Origin of the sequence: Shigella flexneri 2a str. 301, assembly GCF_000006925.2 — a bacterium.
GTDB lineage: Bacteria > Pseudomonadota > Gammaproteobacteria > Enterobacterales > Enterobacteriaceae > ECMA0423.
Genome location: NC_004337.2, coordinates 4259565 through 4276526, shown reverse-complemented (window position 1 = coordinate 4276526; position 16962 = coordinate 4259565). Strand labels below are relative to the sequence as shown.

General features: G+C 50.5%; 12 protein-coding genes. 2 read left to right on the top strand and 10 right to left on the bottom strand.

All coding sequences use genetic code 11. The features are described from left to right. Positions 1-151: 151 nt before the first annotated feature. From basS to melR, 7 genes are all read right to left on the bottom strand, one after another. Positions 152-1252: a sensor protein BasS/PmrB gene (gene basS, locus SF4111; RefSeq protein NP_709829.1), complete on the bottom strand. Its 1101-nt coding sequence runs from the start codon at positions 1250-1252 to the stop codon at positions 152-154. Then, positions 1253-1921, bottom strand: a complete 669-nt coding sequence (gene basR, locus SF4110; protein NP_709828.1) for a DNA-binding transcriptional regulator BasR — start codon at positions 1919-1921, stop codon at positions 1253-1255. Further along, a complete protein-coding gene (yjdB, locus tag SF4109; RefSeq protein ID NP_709827.2) occupies positions 1918-3591 on the bottom strand; it encodes a metal dependent hydrolase in 1674 nt (557 codons plus the stop codon). The genes basR and yjdB overlap by 4 nt, the downstream gene beginning before the upstream one ends. A gap of 73 nt (positions 3592-3664) precedes the next feature. Beyond that, entirely contained in the window at positions 3665-5002 is a 1338-nt protein-coding gene (gene yjdE / locus SF4108; protein NP_709826.1) for an arginine:agmatin antiporter, read from the bottom strand. 136 nt (positions 5003-5138) lie between these two features. After that, positions 5139-5900: an AraC family transcriptional regulator gene (gene adiY / locus SF4107; RefSeq protein NP_709825.1), complete on the bottom strand. Its 762-nt coding sequence runs from the start codon at positions 5898-5900 to the stop codon at positions 5139-5141. 324 nt (positions 5901-6224) lie between these two features. Continuing rightward, positions 6225-8492 (bottom strand): arginine decarboxylase, encoded by a 2268-nt coding sequence (adiA, locus tag SF4106; protein ID NP_709824.2) that lies wholly within the window; start codon positions 8490-8492, stop codon positions 6225-6227. Between the two features lie 198 nt (positions 8493-8690). Continuing rightward, on the bottom strand, positions 8691-9599 hold the full coding sequence (gene melR / locus SF4105; RefSeq protein ID NP_709823.1) for a DNA-binding transcriptional regulator MelR: 909 nt from the start codon (positions 9597-9599) through the stop codon (positions 8691-8693). Between the two features lie 282 nt (positions 9600-9881). Between melR and melA the strand changes: the two genes are divergently transcribed. Together melA and melB are read left to right on the top strand one after the other, a co-directional pair. Then, positions 9882-11237 carry an alpha-galactosidase gene (gene melA, locus SF4104; protein NP_709822.1) on the top strand — a complete coding sequence of 452 codons (1356 nt, stop codon included), beginning with the start codon at positions 9882-9884 and terminating at the stop codon, positions 11235-11237. Between the two features lie 114 nt (positions 11238-11351). Further along, on the top strand, positions 11352-12761 hold the full coding sequence (gene melB, locus SF4103) for a melibiose:sodium symporter (protein ID NP_709821.2): 1410 nt from the start codon (positions 11352-11354) through the stop codon (positions 12759-12761). 138 nt (positions 12762-12899) lie between these two features. Here melB and yjdF read toward each other — a convergent pair whose 3' ends face one another. The 3 genes from yjdF to dcuB form a co-directional block, all read right to left on the bottom strand. After that, on the bottom strand, positions 12900-13529 hold the full coding sequence (gene yjdF / locus SF4102) for a hypothetical protein (RefSeq protein ID NP_709820.1): 630 nt from the start codon (positions 13527-13529) through the stop codon (positions 12900-12902). Positions 13530-13651: 122 nt separating this feature from the next. Then, positions 13652-15298, bottom strand: coding sequence for a fumarate hydratase FumB (gene fumB / locus SF4101; protein ID NP_709819.1), 1647 nt, complete (start codon positions 15296-15298; stop codon positions 13652-13654). Between the two features lie 77 nt (positions 15299-15375). Then, positions 15376-16716, bottom strand: coding sequence for an anaerobic C4-dicarboxylate transporter (gene dcuB / locus SF4100; protein ID NP_709818.1), 1341 nt, complete (start codon positions 16714-16716; stop codon positions 15376-15378). Positions 16717-16962 lie beyond the last annotated feature (246 nt).

Below are 16962 nucleotides of genomic sequence, written 5' to 3'. Positions count from 1 at the left end.
GCTGTCTTATCAGGCCAATTGAACTCTTAAGGTTCACTTAATCTCTGACGCGCATACTCTCCTCCAGGTTAACGGAGGAGAGTGCAATGAAAAACCGTGTTTATGAAAGTTTAACTACCGTGTTCAGCGTGCTGGTGGTCAGCAGCTTTCTTTATATCTGGTTTGCCACGTTCTGATCTTTCTTCAGCCGTACCCAGGCCCGCGTGCCGGAAGTCTCTTGCCGGTTTTGCAGGAAAAACTGCCCGTGATGCAACTGTGTAATGCGGCTGACAATACTTAACCCCAGACCAATCCCGCCATAACGGCTGTCCATACGTACAAACGCTTTACTCAACTCCCCGCATTTACTCTCATCAATACCTGGTCCTTCATCTTCAACTGCCATGACCGCTCCGCCATCTTCTTGCAGCTTAATCATAATGTTGCTGCCTTGCGGGCTGTAACGATGGGCGTTTTCTACCAGGTTTCGCAATAACATCCGCAGCAGGGTTGCATCACCCTGAACGGTGATGTCGGCGGCGCTCTCTGGCAATAGCAGGGTTTGCTGTCGCTGGTCGAGCATGGTACTGAGTTCGTCATACGAGGGGAGAATGACATCTTCCAGCAGTTTTACATGTTGATAATTACCGGAAGAAAATGACTGTCCGGCACGCGCCAGTTGCAGCAGCTGGGAGACGCTCTCCATCATCTGATCAAGCCGTGCCACTAACGGTGCTACATCAATGTGATGCGTTTTCGCCAGCAGTTCCAGATGCAAACGCACCCCCGCCAGTGGCGTTCGCAGTTCGTGCGCGACGTCAGCGGTAAACAACCTTTCGTTATCCAGCGTGCTGGTCAGGCGACTGACCAGATCGTTCAACGCCGAAACCACCGCTTCGATTTCGAGGGTGGCGCTGTGAATGGCAATGGGCGTTAAGTTGTCGGCGGTGCGCGCTTCCAGCTCTTTTTGCAGCTCCGCCAGCGGGCGGGTGATGCGGCGTACCGCCTGATAGCAGATAAATAGCGTCAGGCTGACCATAAAGACGCCGGGGACAATCAGGCTGGCGACCGCCTCGCGGATCTCACGCATGATGTGGCGATCGTTGTTGCGATTGTCGCGTAGCGCCTGCTCAAACAGCTGAATCTGCTCGGTACTTTCATGCCATAGCCAGAAGACGCTGATCAGCTCAAACACCAACAAAATGGCCCCGATGGTCAATATCAGCCGTTGGCGCAGCGATATAGGTCGGCGCAGAAAACGCATCAGATTCAATTAGTTTTCCTCATTCGCGACCAGCATATAGCCAAAGCCGCGCACGGTGCGGATACGGGCTTTGCCCACTTTGTCGCGCAGATTGTGGATATGCACTTCCAGGGTGTTGGTCGAGGGTTCATTGTCCCAGTTATAGATGTCGTTGTAGAGAATTTCCCGATGTACCGGACTGCCTGCTTTGAGCATTAACCGTGACAGCAGAGCATATTCTTTGGGCGTCAGAATCAACTCTTCACCGCCCATCCATACCTGACGGCGACCCATATTCAGCGTCAGATTGCCAACAATCAGCTCACTTTCGCCCTGATTATTATGGCGTCGTAGCAGGGCGCGGATACGGGCGTGTAACTCTTCCAGCGCAAAAGGCTTCACCAGATAGTCATCGGCACCGACATCCAGCCCGGCGATTTTGTCGGTCAGCGTATCGCGAGCGGTGAGGATCAGTACCGGCAGGGTGTATTTTTTCTGCCGGATACGGGCGAGAAAATGCAGTCCATCTTCGTCGGGTAACCCTAAATCCAGTACCACCAGGCTGTAATGACCGTCCTCAAGGCTTTGTTCCGCCATCCGCGCGGTTGTCACGCCATCGCACGCGTAGCCTTCGGTTTGCGCCGCCAGAATCAGTCCCTGCAATAACAGCGTATCGTCTTCAACAATCAGAATTTTCATTTACTCACTCTCCTGCAAGTTTGCAGAATATCATCCGCGGCCTGGTAATACTTCGTCTCAACGCCAGTTAATCCCAATAGCGTGGAGAATAAATTGTCTTGTGAATAGTGTTGCGTTTGCGCCTGTTTTTGCAGGCAGTTCTGGTCAACCTGATACCGCTTTTGATAATCCTCCGACAGCCACAGCAGCATTGGCACCTGTTTTTGGCTATCCGGGGCGATGGCATAAGGCAGACCGTGCAGATAGATGCCATTTTCACCTAACGATTCACCGTGGTCAGAAAGATAAACCAGGCTGGTGGTAAATTTATCCTGATGTTCTTTAAGCAGATTAATCGCTTTATCAACAATATAGTCGACGTAAACCAGCGTGTTGTCGTAAGTGTTCACCAGTTGCTCTTTGGTACAGGTCTGGATCTCATTGGTGTCGCAGGTTGGGGTAAATTTCCTGAACTGCGGCGGATAGCGGTTGTAATAGGTCGGACCGTGGCTGCCGATGGTGTGTAAGACAATCACGCCATCACCCTGCAGGTTATTGATGTACTCTTCCAGCCCGTGGAACAGCACTTCGTCATAGCATTCGCCGTTGATGCACTGATCAGGCAGATTCAGCGCGGTGACGTTCTGGTGAGGCACGCGGTCGCAGGCACCTTTACAGCCGCCATCGTTGTCATTCCACAGCACGTTGATGCCCGCTCGCTGAATGATATCCAGCACGCCTTCCTGGTGCTGTGCCAGCTCTTCTTTGTAGTGCTCACGCGGCATATCCGAGAACATGCACGGTACTGAAACTGCCGTTGCCGTGCCGCAAGATGCGGTATTAGGGAAATAGACCACGTTATCTTTCGCCAGCCGCGGGTTAGTTTCACGCGGGTAGCCGTTGAGGGAGAAGTTCTCCGCCCGCGAGGTTTCGCCGACAATCAGGATGGTCAAATTTTTACGTTTTTCGTTCTGCATTAACGGGTTGCGGTGCGCGTCTTCACCAATTCGCACCAGCGGCAGATTTGCCAGTCGCTGATGGGAGTACCATGACCAGCTGGCAACAATGCTGTTAGAGGGGCTTAAGGATTTCACCAGCTCTTTGTTATTGCGGAACAACGAGGCGTAGTCTTTATAAAACAGTGCGGCGACCAGCAAAATCAGCAGTACAGAAACCAGAATATTGGCTCCACGGAAAAGAACACTGCGCAGACGCGAGGTGGCAGGTTTGATTTTTAGCCAGCAGGCAATCAGCTCAGCAAGCACGCCGCTGAATCCCAGCGTTAATAACATTTGCGGTGTCATCAGCGCATAACTTTCTGCTGGAGTGGTATCAATAATATTGGCAATCATCGAGCGGTCGATGACGATGCCGTAAGTCATTATGAAATATTGTGCAGCCGCGCCAATCAGAATAAACAGGCAGGCCAGTGGTCGATTAAGCCATAAGAAAGAGCTTAGTGTCAGGACAATATTAATCACGCTGAAAGCGACAACCGGCATCGACAAGAAAACCAGTACGTTATGCAGCGAATCCAGCGGCAGCGCCTGCAACACCTGTTTAAAAAAGGCAATATTCAGGCAGATAGAGATATAAAAAGCGGCCAACAATAGCCAGGCGAGTAAATTCAAAGAGGGTCTTTTTAGTAGGCGCTTCAACATCACGGTGTTTCCATCGAACAAAGTGCGCATATGCTCGCAAAGCAAAATTAAGCCAACCTTAAGTTCTTAAGGTTGGCTTTTATGTTTGCTGGATTAAGGGGAATTAATCTTTGCTTATTGGTGCATCTAAGGGATACGGGTTTTTATGTAGCCGGTTGTAATTCAGCGCATACATGGCGGTGATGACCATCAGGGTGACAAATGACCACATAACCTCTTTCGCCCCGGACCCCACCACGGCCCAAATGCAGTAGAGGAAGGCAATGGTAGTAACAGCCAGATATGCCGGGCGTGCTTTACCAAAGTGACCGTGGCCGAGCAGCAGTAACGCCGCACAGGTGTAAAGATATGGCACCAGTGTAAAGATGACCGAGACGGAAGAAACCAGACCGAACTCTTTGGTCGCGTTTGGTGAAATGCTGCTGAGCTGGAAGATGGTCATCAAAATACCGACGATAATCAGCCCCGCCACTGGCGTACCCGCTTTATTTACACGGGCAAAAATCGGTGGGAACAGTCCGTCATCGGCAGCGGCTTTCGCCGTTTGACCCGCCAGCAACGTCCAGCCGCCCAGTGAACCTAAGCAACCCGCAGCTGCGCAGAAGGAAACAATGGCCCCAGCGGTGTCACCCAACGCCATCCGTGCGGCATCACCGAATGGCGAGGCAGAAACGCGCAGTGCGGCATTAGGGATCATCCCCATAATCGCGGTGGTGGAGAGCACATAGCAAACGGCGGCAATCAATACCCCACCAATGGTGGCGATAGGGACATTGCGTTTCGGGTTTTTCACCACACCTGCGGCAACGGAGGCACTTTCCACACCGATGAACGACCACAGCGTAACGTTAAGGGTACTTTGAATCGCACCGAAGGTGCCCAGGCCGCTGACGTTCCATGCCGCCATATAGGTTTCACCACGGAACCAGAACCAGCCAAATACGGCAATCCCGACGATGGGGATCAGCGCCAGCACAGTGGCAACGGCCTGCACGCGGGTGATCATTTTCGGACCGACAATGTTCAGCAGGACGAAGATCCACAGCACCACGACGCAGGTGATGGTTAATACCAATGGATCTTTCAGAATCGGGAAGAAGTAACTTAAATATCCTACGCCAATGACCACCATGGCGATATTGCCGATCCAGCAGGCCAGCCAGTAGAGGACGTTGGTTTGATAACCGAGAAACGGGCCAAAGCAGCGGCGGGCGTAAGCGTAAGAACCACCAGGACTTGGGTCGAGGAACGACATTTTGGCGTATACCATCGAGAGCCCCAGCGCACCGATAATCGTCACCAACCATCCATAAATGGCAATCCCGCCAGTGGAGGCCAGGTTTGCAGGTAACAGAAAAACACCTGACCCCATAATATTCCCCGACACCATCAGGGTGACGGGGATTAAGCCCACTTTGTGAGCATCAGCATCCGAAGACATAATTAAACTCCTGCGAAGGCGAGCTTCGTGACAATAAATTACGTCATATCATACGCCTGCATTCGATAGTTGAATTATTATCGACCGGGTTATCGCTGATGCCGTTATTAATATAGCTCTTCGTTAAGGTTAAAAATCAGGCGACAGTGCGTTCTCTGTGCTGACTAACATAATGCAGCGGCGTCATACCGTAGAAGTCTTTAAAGACAGAAATAAAGTACGACGTACTGTTGTAGCCGCAGGACTGTGATACCTGAGAGATATTTTTACCGTCCATCATTAATTCATTTACGGCATAACGCATGCGGCAGGTGGTGATTATTTGGCTATAACTGGTGTTTTCGCTTTTCAACTTTTTCTTTAACAGACTTGGGCTAAGACATAAACAACTGGCTACCATACTAAGATTCCAGTCTTTGTGAATATCGCTTTCAATAATTTGATAAACGCTGTCACTTACACAATTACGTAACATATACATCATTAATGAAAGGAATTTTTTACTGTCGAGAAAACGGGATAGCACCGTGAATAATAATGCGCGTGTTCGTTCCTTTTCTGACTCAGTTTCTGCGGGCATCATGCTGTGTTGCGCGGCAACGCGAAAGACGTCTGGCGTCAGGCATGGCAGGGTGAGTATGGGCGTAGCGCTACGTTGCCATACTGGTATTTGCGAGAGATCTTTATTCAGAAACCGGAGGTAATCTTTGATGATGTCGTGACTAATATGAGCAACCAAAGTGTTGTTAAGAGAGGAGACGTCGATAATATTATTTTCACAATTTAATAACGCCATATGGTTAGCTTTAAGGCTAATAGGTTCTTTCCCATTCACCCTTATCCAGACATCTTTTTCAGTCAATAAAACAATACAAGGTTGGTCGCTGCAAATCCTCATACATGTACTCCTGAGTGCGAATAAAAGACCAGTTCTCGCTAAAGCAAAGCGATACCGGGAAATGGTTATATAATTGCATGATGAATATAAACATGCATAAAAATAACGAGTTTTACTAATATTACAAATTTTTATAGTAATTTCTCATGTACATATTTTTTTACAGGATAAATAACAGGCAAAAAAAAGCGTGGGGTGGGGCCGCGCAAAAAGTATGACATTTTTGTTTGCAGCAATTTTTATGAAAACGTTGCCATACTCAAAAGGCCTAAGGCCAGGCGGCGTAATGTTATTTAAACAATTACGCCTTCAGCGGAATAGTGGTTACGCTTTCACGCACATAACGTGGTAAATACCGTCAATAATTTCAGTCCCTTCAGTTTCGTGTTCAAATCTAGGGAAATGGTGGTCCCAGGATTGCAGCGAGCGTAAATAACTTACTTGCGGACTGTTTTTATCGCCGAAGTTTTCACCAGACAGCAGCATCGGGATTCCTGGCGGATACGGGATAACTGAGTTTGCCGCGATGCGTCCTGGCAGATTTTCAATGGATACCAGTTCGACATTGTTGTCGACAATCGCGTTGTACGCTTCACGCGGGGTGATTTCCGCCACCGGCAGGCCGGAATAGGCTTCGTTCAACCGTGCGCCAGGGTTGTTTTCTTTCAGCCAGGCAAACATGGTGTCACCCAGATCGTGAATCCCCATGTTCGCGTAAGTGTCAGGATATTGTTCAACAAGTTCCGGCATCACCTGCGCCAGCGGTGTGTTGGCGTCATAGTGGTGTTTGAAGGAGCAAAGGGTGTTAACCAGAGTCCCCCATTTCCCACGGGTTACGCCCATAGAGAACAGGAACATAATTTGGAAGTCAGTGGTGCGGGTAGGCACAATGCCGTGGCGACCAAGCCAGGCAGTGACCAGCGCCGCCGGAACACCGGTTTCTTCCAGTTCACCATCTTCACCCATTCCCGGAGCAAGGATGCTGACTTTAATTGGGTCGAGCATACTCCAGTTATCCGGAATATCTTTGAAGCCGTGCCAGCTTTCGCCCGGATGCATTACCCAGCAGTCCTGAACGGTGGTCAGCAGTTTGGTTGGTGCGTCAGCAAAGTCATAGGTTTTGCCGGTTTGTGGGTCGGTGACGACTTCTTTGTTCCACGGTTTGAAGAACCAGCTACCGTCAGCGGTGAACTCTTTATATAGCCGCGCCATCGCCTGACGGAAATCAACCGCTTCGTCAATCACTTCCTGTGTCAGTGACAGGCCGCTGTTGCCGTCCATCATCGACACCGCCACGTCGTTGGATGCGCAGATGGCATACAGCGGGGAGGTGGTGGCATGCATCATGTAGGCCTGGTTGAAGCGGGAGAAGTTAATCGCCCCACGACCTTCACGTACATGAATATAAGAAGCCTGTGACAGCGCATTCAGCAGTTTGTGGATGGAGTGGGTGGCGAAAACGGTAGGACCGTTGTGATCGCCAGGTTCGCCGCGCATGGCATAGTGATCGGCATAGATCGGGTTGAAACGTGCATAGCCGTACCAGGCTTCGTCAAAGTGCAGACGATCGGAGGTTTTTTCCAGCAGATCCTGCGCTTCTTTAGCGTTATAACACACGCCGTCATAGGTGCAGTTGGTTACCACGCAGTAAGACGGTTTTTGCCCGGCTTTGTCTTTGGTCAGCGGGCTTTCACTGATTTTCTTTTGCAAGGTTTCAGGTTGCATTTCCTGCGGATAGATTGGCCCGATAATGCCGTAGCGGTTGCGGCTTGGCACCATATAGACCGGTTTCGCGCCTGTCAGCATCAAACCTTGTTCGATGGATTTATGGCAGTTACGGTCAACGACCACGACATCGTTATCGGTCATGCAAGCCTGCATGATGGTGCGGTTAGAGCCGGAAGTACCGACGACTACCGACCAGGAGCGATCGGCACCAAATACGCGTGCGGCATATTTTTCGCTTTCGCCAAATGCGCCAGTATGGTCAAGCAAAGAACCGAGGGAAGTTCGTTCGATGCCCATGTCGGTGCGGAACAGATTTTCACCATAGTAGTCATGGTAGAAACGTCCGGCGGGTGTTTTGGTAAAACCAACGCCGCCCTGGTGGCCTGGCGCTGCCCAGGAATATTCATGGATGTCACTATATTTCATCAGCGCGCTGAACAGTGGCGGCAACAGCTGCTGGCGGTAGCGGGTCATCGCGGCAACGGCGCGTCCGGCGATAAAGTCGGCGGTATCTTCCAGAATCCAGGCGAATTCATCGACAAGCTCCAGCAGATCCCGGTCCATTGCGGCGAGGGCTTTTTCCCGATCGCCCAACAGGAAGACCGGCACGTTTTGTTGGCGCTCATGAAGCTTACCGATCAATTGTCTGACGTTTTGATGTTCGTCCGGATGCTCCATTTGATAGCTGAACATCAGGCAGTCAATGGCTTCGTTTGAAGAGAGAATGGCAAAACCATCATCAAAGGAGGTGGATTTAATCACGGTAACATTTTGCTGGCTTAAAGCATCTGCCAGACGCTCAACGGCGTTACCGACCCAGGTGTCTTGATGGAGAAACTCGCTTTCAACAATTAATACTTTCATCATTGCTTACCCGGTTATGAAGGAATCTTCGTTGCGGGCAAGTATCTTCCGGCCTTTTCGGGCTGTAAAGCGCGTGAAAAACAAACATTTTTGAAATATTTAGTTTTATAAACAATACGTTATGTGATTATTTTAAATTATTTTCACTGCTTATTATCGACGGCTAAACTATTTTTTTGGCTGATACTGATATCGTCTTTAGCCGGGAAACGTCTGGCGGCGCTGTTGGCTAAGTTTGCGGTATTGTTGCGGCGACATGCCGACATATTTGCCGAACGTGCTGTAAAAACGACTACTTGAACGAAAGCCTGCCGTCAGGGCAATATCGAGAATACTTTTATCGGTATCGCTCAGTAACGCGCGAACGTGGTTGATGCGCATCGCGGTAATGTACTGTTTCATCGTCAATTGCATGACCCGCTGGAATATCCCCATTGCATAGTTGGCGTTAAGTTTGACGTGCTCAGCCACATCGTTGATGGTCAGCGCCTGATCATAGTTTTCGGCAATAAAGCCCAGCATCTGGCTAACATAAAATTGCGCATGGCGCGAGACGCTGTTTTTGTGTGTGCGCGAGGTTTTATTGACCAGAATCGGTTCCCAGCTAGAGAGGCTAAATCGCTTGAGCATCAGGCCAATTTCATCAATGGCGAGCTGGCGAATTTGCTCATTCGGACTGTTTAATTCCTGCTGCCAGCGGCGTACTTCAAACGGGCTAAGTTGCTGTGTGGCAAGTGATTTGATCACCATGCCGTGAGTGACGTGGTTAATCAGGTCTTTATCCAGCGGCCAGGAGAGAAACAGATGCATCGGCAGATTAAAAATCGCCATGCTCTGACAGGTTCCGGTATCTGTTAGTTGGTGCGGTGTACAGGCCCAGAACAGCGTGATATGACCCTGATTGATATTCACTTTTTCATTGTTGATCAGGTATTCCACATCGCCATCGAAAGGCACATTCACTTCGACCTGACCATGCCAGTGGCTGGTGGGCATGATATGCGGTGCGCGAAACTCAATCTCCATCCGCTGGTATTCCGAATACAGCGACAGCGGGCTGCGGGTCTGTTTTTCGTCGCTGCTGCACATAAACGTATCTGTATTCATGGATGGCTCTCTTTCCTAGAATATCAGAATTATGGCAGGAGTGAGGGAGGATGACTGCGAGTGGGAGCACGGTTTTCACCCTCTTCCCAGAGGGGCGAGGGGACTGTCCGAGCATCATGAGGCCGAAAACTCTACTTTTCAGGTAATTTATTCCCATAAACTCAGATTTACTGCTGCTTCACGCAGGATCTGAGTTTATGGGAATGCTCAACCTGGAAGCCGGAGGTTTTCTGCAGATTCGCCTGCCATGATGAAGTTATTCAAGCAAGCCAGGAGATCTGCATGATGTCTGCACCCAAAATTACATTTATCGGCGCTGGTTCGACGATTTTCGTTAAAAATATTCTTGGTGATGTGTTCCATCGCGAGGCGCTGAAAACGGCGCATATTGCCCTGATGGACATTGACCCCACCCGCCTGGAAGAGTCGCATATTGTGGTGCGTAAGCTGATGGATTCAGCAGGGGCCAGCGGCAAAATCACCTGCCACACCCAACAGAAAGAAGCCTTAGAGGATGCCGATTTTGTCGTGGTGGCATTTCAGATTGGCGGTTATGAACCTTGCACGGTGACTGATTTCGAGGTCTGTAAGCGGCATGGTCTGGAACAAACCATTGCCGATACGTTGGGGCCGGGCGGTATTATGCGCGCGCTACGTACCATTCCGCATCTGTGGCAAATTTGCGAGAACATGACGGAAGTCTGCCCCGATGCCACCATGCTCAACTATGTTAACCCAATGGCGATGAATACCTGGGCGATGTATGCCCGCTATCCGTATATCAAACAGGTCGGGCTGTGCCATTCGGTGCAGGGAACGGCGGAAGAGCTGGCGCGTGACCTCAATATCGACCCGGCTACGCTGCGTTACCGTTGCGCAGGTATCAACCATATGGCGTTTTACCTGGAGCTGGAGCGCAAAACCGCCGACGGCAGTTACGTGAATCTCTACCCGGAACTGCTGGCGGCTTATGAAGCAGGGCAGGCACCGAAGCCAAATATTCATGGTAATACTCGCTGCCAGAATATTGTGCGCTACGAAATGTTCAAAAAGCTGGGCTACTTCGTCACGGAATCGTCAGAACATTTTGCCGAATATACGCCGTGGTTTATTAAGCTAGGTCGTGAGGATTTGATTGAGCGTTATAAAGTACCGCTGGATGAGTACCCGAAACGCTGCGTCGAGCAGCTGGCGAACTGGCATAAAGAGCTGGAGGAGTATAAAAACGCCTCCCGGATTGATATTAAACCGTCACGGGAATATGCCAGCACAATCATGAACGCTATCTGGACTGGCGAGCCGAGTGTGATTTACGGCAACGTCCGTAACGATGGTTTGATTGATAACCTGCCACAAGGATGTTGCGTGGAAGTAGCCTGTCTGGTTGATGCTAATGGCATTCAGCCGACCAAAGTCGGTACGCTACCTTCGCATCTGGCCGCCCTGATGCAAACCAACATCAACGTACAGACGCTGCTGACCGAAGCTATTCTTACGGAAAATCGCGACCGTGTTTACCACGCCGCGATGATGGACCCGCATACTGCCGCCGTGCTGGGCATTGACGAAATATATGCTCTTGTTGACGACCTGATTGCCGCCCACGGCGACTGGCTGCCAAGCTGGTTGCACCGTTAAAACGCGACTAAACGCTACTGCGCCGGGGGATTTATTCCGGCGCACACCTCTGACGATACCAATAACAGAAGGCGGGCGTTGGTAACAGCGACCCGATACCCTATGAGCATTTCAATGACTACAAAACTCAGTTATGGATTTGGAGCGTTCGGGAAGGATTTTGCGATCGGCATTGTGTATATGTACCTCATGTATTACTACACCGATGTCGTCGGGCTGTCTGTGGGTTTGGTCGGTACTTTGTTTCTGGTGGCGAGGATCTGGGATGCTATTAACGATCCGATTATGGGATGGATTGTAAATGCTACGCGATCGCGATGGGGTAAGTTCAAACCCTGGATCCTGATCGGTACGTTGGCAAACTCTGTAATCTTATTTCTCCTCTTTAGTGCGCATCTGTTTGAAGGTACTACTCAGATTGTCTTTGTTTGCGTGACCTACATCCTCTGGGGCATGACTTACACCATTATGGATATTCCCTTCTGGTCGCTGGTTCCAACCATCACGCTCGATAAACGTGAACGCGAACAACTGGTTCCTTATCCGCGTTTTTTTGCCAGTCTGGCAGGCTTTGTTACGGCAGGTGTGACGCTACCATTTGTTAATTATGTCGGCGGTGGCGATCGGGGATTTGGCTTTCAGATGTTCACTCTGGTATTGATCGCCTTTTTTATTGTTTCAACCATCATCACTCTGCGCAATGTGCATGAAGTCTTTTCGTCAGACAATCAATCGTCTGCTGAAGGAAGCCATCTGACACTTAAAGCCATCGTTGCGCTTATTTATAAAAACGATCAGCTTTCATGCCTCTTGGGTATGGCTCTTGCTTATAATGTAGCCAGCAACATTATTACCGGATTTGCTATCTATTATTTCTCATATGTTATCGGTGATGCGGATTTGTTCCCCTATTATCTGTCGTATGCGGGAGCTGCTAACCTGGTGACGTTAGTATTCTTCCCACGCTTAGTTAAATCATTATCCCGACGCATTTTATGGGCCGGAGCATCTATTCTTCCGGTGTTAAGCTGTGGTGTTCTCCTGTTAATGGCATTAATGAGCTATCACAACGTCGTCCTCATTGTGATTGCGGGTATTTTGCTGAATGTGGGAACGGCGCTTTTCTGGGTATTACAGGTCATCATGGTGGCAGATACCGTTGATTACGGTGAATATAAACTGCACGTACGCTGTGAAAGCATCGCTTACTCCGTGCAGACTATGGTGGTGAAGGGCGGTTCAGCCTTTGCGGCTTTTTTCATTGCGGTTGTGTTAGGGATGATTGGCTATGTACCGAATGTTGAACAGTCTACGCAAGCCCTATTAGGTATGCAGTTTATTATGATTGCTCTACCGACTCTGTTTTTCATGGTAACGCTGATTCTCTACTTCCGTTTCTATCGCCTCAATGGCGACACGCTGCGCAGGATCCAGATTCATCTGCTGGATAAATATCGCAAAGTACCGCCCGAGCCTGTTCATGCTGATATTCCGGTCGGTGCAGTGAGTGATGTGAAAGCCTGACGTGGACAATAGCTAACGAAAATGGCCTGATGCGATATGTTTATCAGGCCACGTCTTAATGTAATGCTTTGGATTTGCAAATTTTGTAGACCGGATAAGGAATTCACGCCGCATCCGGCATCAACAAAGTGCACGTTGTTATCCAGTTATCAAGCCATAGCGCCGTAGCTGGCGGCAATGAAAGCGAGCGAGCAATATCACTGTCGTTAATGCGCCAAGCAGCGCGCAGAACATATCGGATTGCGTGTCCCACTGGTCGCCCTGGGTACCGAGAAAATCATCCGCTCCCTGGCCCATCGCCAGTGCCGCCCACCACTCGATTAATTCATACATCGCGCTTATCGCCAGCGCCACGCAACAGACCAGAAACGCCACCATTTTACGTCCGCGCACGTACATCCCGCGAACGAGAATTTCTCGTGCCACCAGTGCAGGCACCAGCCCCTGGAAAAAGTGCCCCAGCTTGTCATACGGATTACGACTCAACCCCAGCCATTCCTGCACCTCAAAACCAACGGGGACTTTCGCGTAGGTGTACTGCCCGCCTACCATCAGGATGATGGCGTGAAAGAAGATGAGCGTATAGAGCAGCAGCGTTAACGGGTAACGTCTGGCGGTGGCAAGTAGTAGCGGCACGACGATAATCACCGGTGTCACTTCCAGCAGCCAGGTGAGTTTGTCATGGGCCGAAATGCCGGTATAAATCAGGATTAACGTTAGCGCCAGTGCGCCGGTGTTAAGAATTAACGGCTTGAGTGTGCGGGTCATGGTGAGTTCGCAAGTCAGGGAAAATACTGACTATTCACCAGCAAGCATGAAATTACAATCGCAAAAGAGGTGGCCCAGGGGGATCACCTGGCAGCATGCTGCCAGGCGCTGGGCCGAAGAGGTTACTTAGTGCAGTTCGCGCACTGTTTGTTGACGATTTGCTGGAAGAAGTCGTTACCTTTGTCATCGACCAGGATAAACGCCGGGAAATCTTCTACTTCGATTTTCCAGATAGCTTCCATACCCAGCTCCGGATAAGCGACGCATTCCAGATGCTTGATGCTCTGCTGCGCCAGTACCGCCGCCGGACCGCCGATGCTACCGAGGTAGAAGCCGCCGTGTTTATGACACGCGTCGGTAACCTGCTGGCTGCGGTTGCCTTTCGCCAGCATGATCATGCTGCCGCCGTGGGATTGCAGCAGATCCACATAGGAGTCCATACGACCTGCGGTGGTTGGGCCAAGTGAACCTGATGGATAACCGGCAGGGGTTTTCGCCGGACCCGCGTAGTAGATCGGGTGATCTTTGATGTACTGCGGAAGTTCTTTACCGGCGTCAATCAGCTCTTTCAGCTTGGCGTGTGCAATATCTCGACCCACAATAATGGTGCCAGTGAGCGACAAACGAGTGGAAACCGGATATTGCGAAAGCTGGGCGAGGATCTCTTTCATCGGGCGGTTAAGGTCGACCTTCACCGCTTCGCCTTCACCGGCCTGACGCAGTTCTTGTGGAATGTACTGACCTAGATTGTGTTCCAGTTTTTCGATCCAGATACCTTCGCGGTTGATTTTCGCTTTAATGTTACGGTCAGCGGAGCAGGAGACGCCCATGCCTACCGGGCAGGATGCGCCGTGACGTGGCAGACGGATAACGCGAATGTCGTGCGCGAAGTATTTACCGCCAAACTGCGCGCCAAGACCGAGTTTCTGGGCCTCTTCCAGCAGTTCCTGTTCCAGCTGGACATCGCGGAACGCCTGACCATGTTCGTTCCCTTCCGTCGGCAGTTCATCGTAATAGTGAGCGCTTGCTAATTTGACGGTTTTCAGGTTGTTTTCCGCAGACGTACCGCCAATCACAAACGCGATATGGTACGGCGGGCAGGCTGCAGTACCGAGGGTACGCATTTTCTCGACGAGGAAGTTTTTCAGTTTGCCGGGAGTCAGCAGGGCTTTGGTTTCCTGGTAGAGATACGTTTTGTTGGCAGAGCCGCCGCCTTTCGCAACGCAAAGGAATTTGTACTCATCGCCATCTACCGCGTACAGGTCGATTTGCGCAGGCAGGTTAGTGCCGGTGTTGACCTCTTTGTACATGTCCAGCGCCGCGTTTTGCGAGTAGCGCAGGTTATCTTCGATATAGGTGTTATAGACGCCTTTCGACAGCGCTTCTTCATCACCGCCACCGGTCCACACGCGCTGGCCTTTTTTACCGACGATGATCGCGGTGCCGGTATCCTGGCAGGTCGGCAGCACGCCTTTGGCGGCGATTTCGGAGTTTCTTAAGAATTGCAGTGCCACGTACTTGTCGTTTTCGCTGGCTTCTGGATCGTGAAGAATAGCCGCAACCTGTTTCTGGTGTGCCGGACGTAGCATGAAAGAAGCGTCGTGAAAGGCTTGCTGCGCCAGCAGGGTCAGGGCTTCTGGTTCCACTTTCAGGATGGTTTCGCCGTCGAAGTCGGCAACGCTAACGTAATCGGAAGTGAGTAGATAGTATTCGGTATTGTCTTTCCCCATCGGGAAAGGTGCCTGGTAGATAAAGGGTTTGTTTGACATAGCTTCCAGCCTGTAACTCTGTATTTGTTATTCGAAAATGGCGTGCCGCGTAGTCACGGGCGGCACGCAAAGTGCATTTATAAGAACCCGTACATCGCGGCGAAGATCCAGCCGAAGACGCACGATACGCTCACACCAATCAACCCCGGCAGAATAAAACTGTGGTTGATGACGAAGCGACCGATGTGGGTGGTGCCGGAACGGTCAAACTGAATCGCTGCCAGATCGCTCGGATAAGTCGGCAGGATGTAATAACCGTAGCAAGCCGGTGCTGAAGCCACGATGTATGCCGGATCAACGCCGATCGCCAGCGCGACCGGAACAATCGCCGCCAGCGCCGCAGCCTGAGAGTTTACAAACTTGGAAACCAGCAGCAGAACAATGGCATACGCCCACGGATACTCTTTCACCATTTCACCCAGTACGCCCTGAATTTCAGACATATGCGCACCGAACATGGTTTCTGCCATCCATGCGATACCGTACACCGCCACGATGGCGATCATACCGGAACGGAAGACTTCGTTTTTTGAGATAGACGCGGGATTGGTTTTGGTCAGGATAATAATCAGCGCCCCGGTCAGCAGCATAAACATCTGAATAACCAGTACCATCGACAGCGGTTTGCCGCCGAAGGATGGACGCAGGTCCGAATCAGCACCAAGAAGGGCGACTACAGCGATTGCCCCGAGGAAAATCCACATTGCCAGCCAGTTGCTTTTCGGCAGTTTTTTATCCAGCAGCGTCGCGGTATCACCGTAAACATACTCACGGTTTTCCGGTACGGAGATGAATTTCTGGAACTCTTCGTCTTTATCCAGATCTTTACCGCGGAACCAGCTGAAGATACCGATCGCCAGGATACCGATTAACGTCGATGGAATGGTGATTGCCAGCAGATCGAGGAACTCAAGATGGCGACCATCAAAGGTGACATTACCCAGCATCGCAACCAGAGACACGACCGCAACCGACACCGGACTGGCGATAATCCCCATCTGTGCACCGATAGAACTTGCCGCCATCGGACGTTCCGGACGGATGTTGTTCTTAATGGCGACGTCGTAGATGATCGGCAGAATGGTGTAAACCACATGACCCGTACCGCAAAGAATGGTCAGTGTACAGGTCACAAACGGCGCGACAATTGAGACATATTTCGGGTTGCGGCGCAGCAGCTTCTCGGCAATTTGCAGCATGACATCAAGACCGCCCGAAGCTTGCAAGGTCGCCGATGCCGCCACCACCGCAATGATAACCAGCATGACATCAACTGGTGGTTTACCTGGCTGAAGGTGGAAGACGAAGACCAGAATGACCAGACCGATACCGCCTAATAAACCCAGCGCGATACCACCCTTTCTGGCACCATAAAACAGACATATTAGTATTATGATAAGTTGGATAGTAAATAACATGTGTGAACCCTCGCGATAATCCTATTTAAATTTTTGCTGAATAGATCACAGTCACGTTCTGTTTTGTATGAACTGTTTTCAGAGCCTGACTAAATATCCGTTTGGTCGTTACCGGCTTTAGCAAATACCTCACAGTGAATATTGGCTGATTAAAGCAGCGGCAAATTTATGCACTGTGATAAGCGGCTTTTTCAGAGAGAAAAACTCTCTGGCGATGGGTTTATAGTTTGTACTGCGCAGATGTTA

Bases quoted from the DNA above. Each gene is read 5' to 3' on its own strand.
- basR (NP_709828.1), bottom strand. From the start codon at position 1,921: ATGAAAATTCTGATTGTTGAAGACGATACGCTGTTATTGCAGGGACTG.
- yjdB (NP_709827.2), bottom strand. From the start codon at position 3,591: ATGCGCACTTTGTTCGATGGAAACACCGTGATGTTGAAGCGCCTACTA.
- yjdE (NP_709826.1), bottom strand. From the start codon at position 5,002: ATGTCTTCGGATGCTGATGCTCACAAAGTGGGCTTAATCCCCGTCACC.
- adiY (NP_709825.1), bottom strand. From the start codon at position 5,900: ATGAGGATTTGCAGCGACCAACCTTGTATTGTTTTATTGACTGAAAAA.
- adiA (NP_709824.2), bottom strand. From the start codon at position 8,492: ATGAAAGTATTAATTGTTGAAAGCGAGTTTCTCCATCAAGACACCTGG.
- melR (NP_709823.1), bottom strand. From the start codon at position 9,599: ATGAATACAGATACGTTTATGTGCAGCAGCGACGAAAAACAGACCCGC.
- melA (NP_709822.1), top strand. From the start codon at position 9,882: ATGATGTCTGCACCCAAAATTACATTTATCGGCGCTGGTTCGACGATT.
- melB (NP_709821.2), top strand. From the start codon at position 11,352: ATGACTACAAAACTCAGTTATGGATTTGGAGCGTTCGGGAAGGATTTT.
- yjdF (NP_709820.1), bottom strand. From the start codon at position 13,529: ATGACCCGCACACTCAAGCCGTTAATTCTTAACACCGGCGCACTGGCG.
- fumB (NP_709819.1), bottom strand. From the start codon at position 15,298: ATGTCAAACAAACCCTTTATCTACCAGGCACCTTTCCCGATGGGGAAA.
- dcuB (NP_709818.1), bottom strand. From the start codon at position 16,716: ATGTTATTTACTATCCAACTTATCATAATACTAATATGTCTGTTTTAT.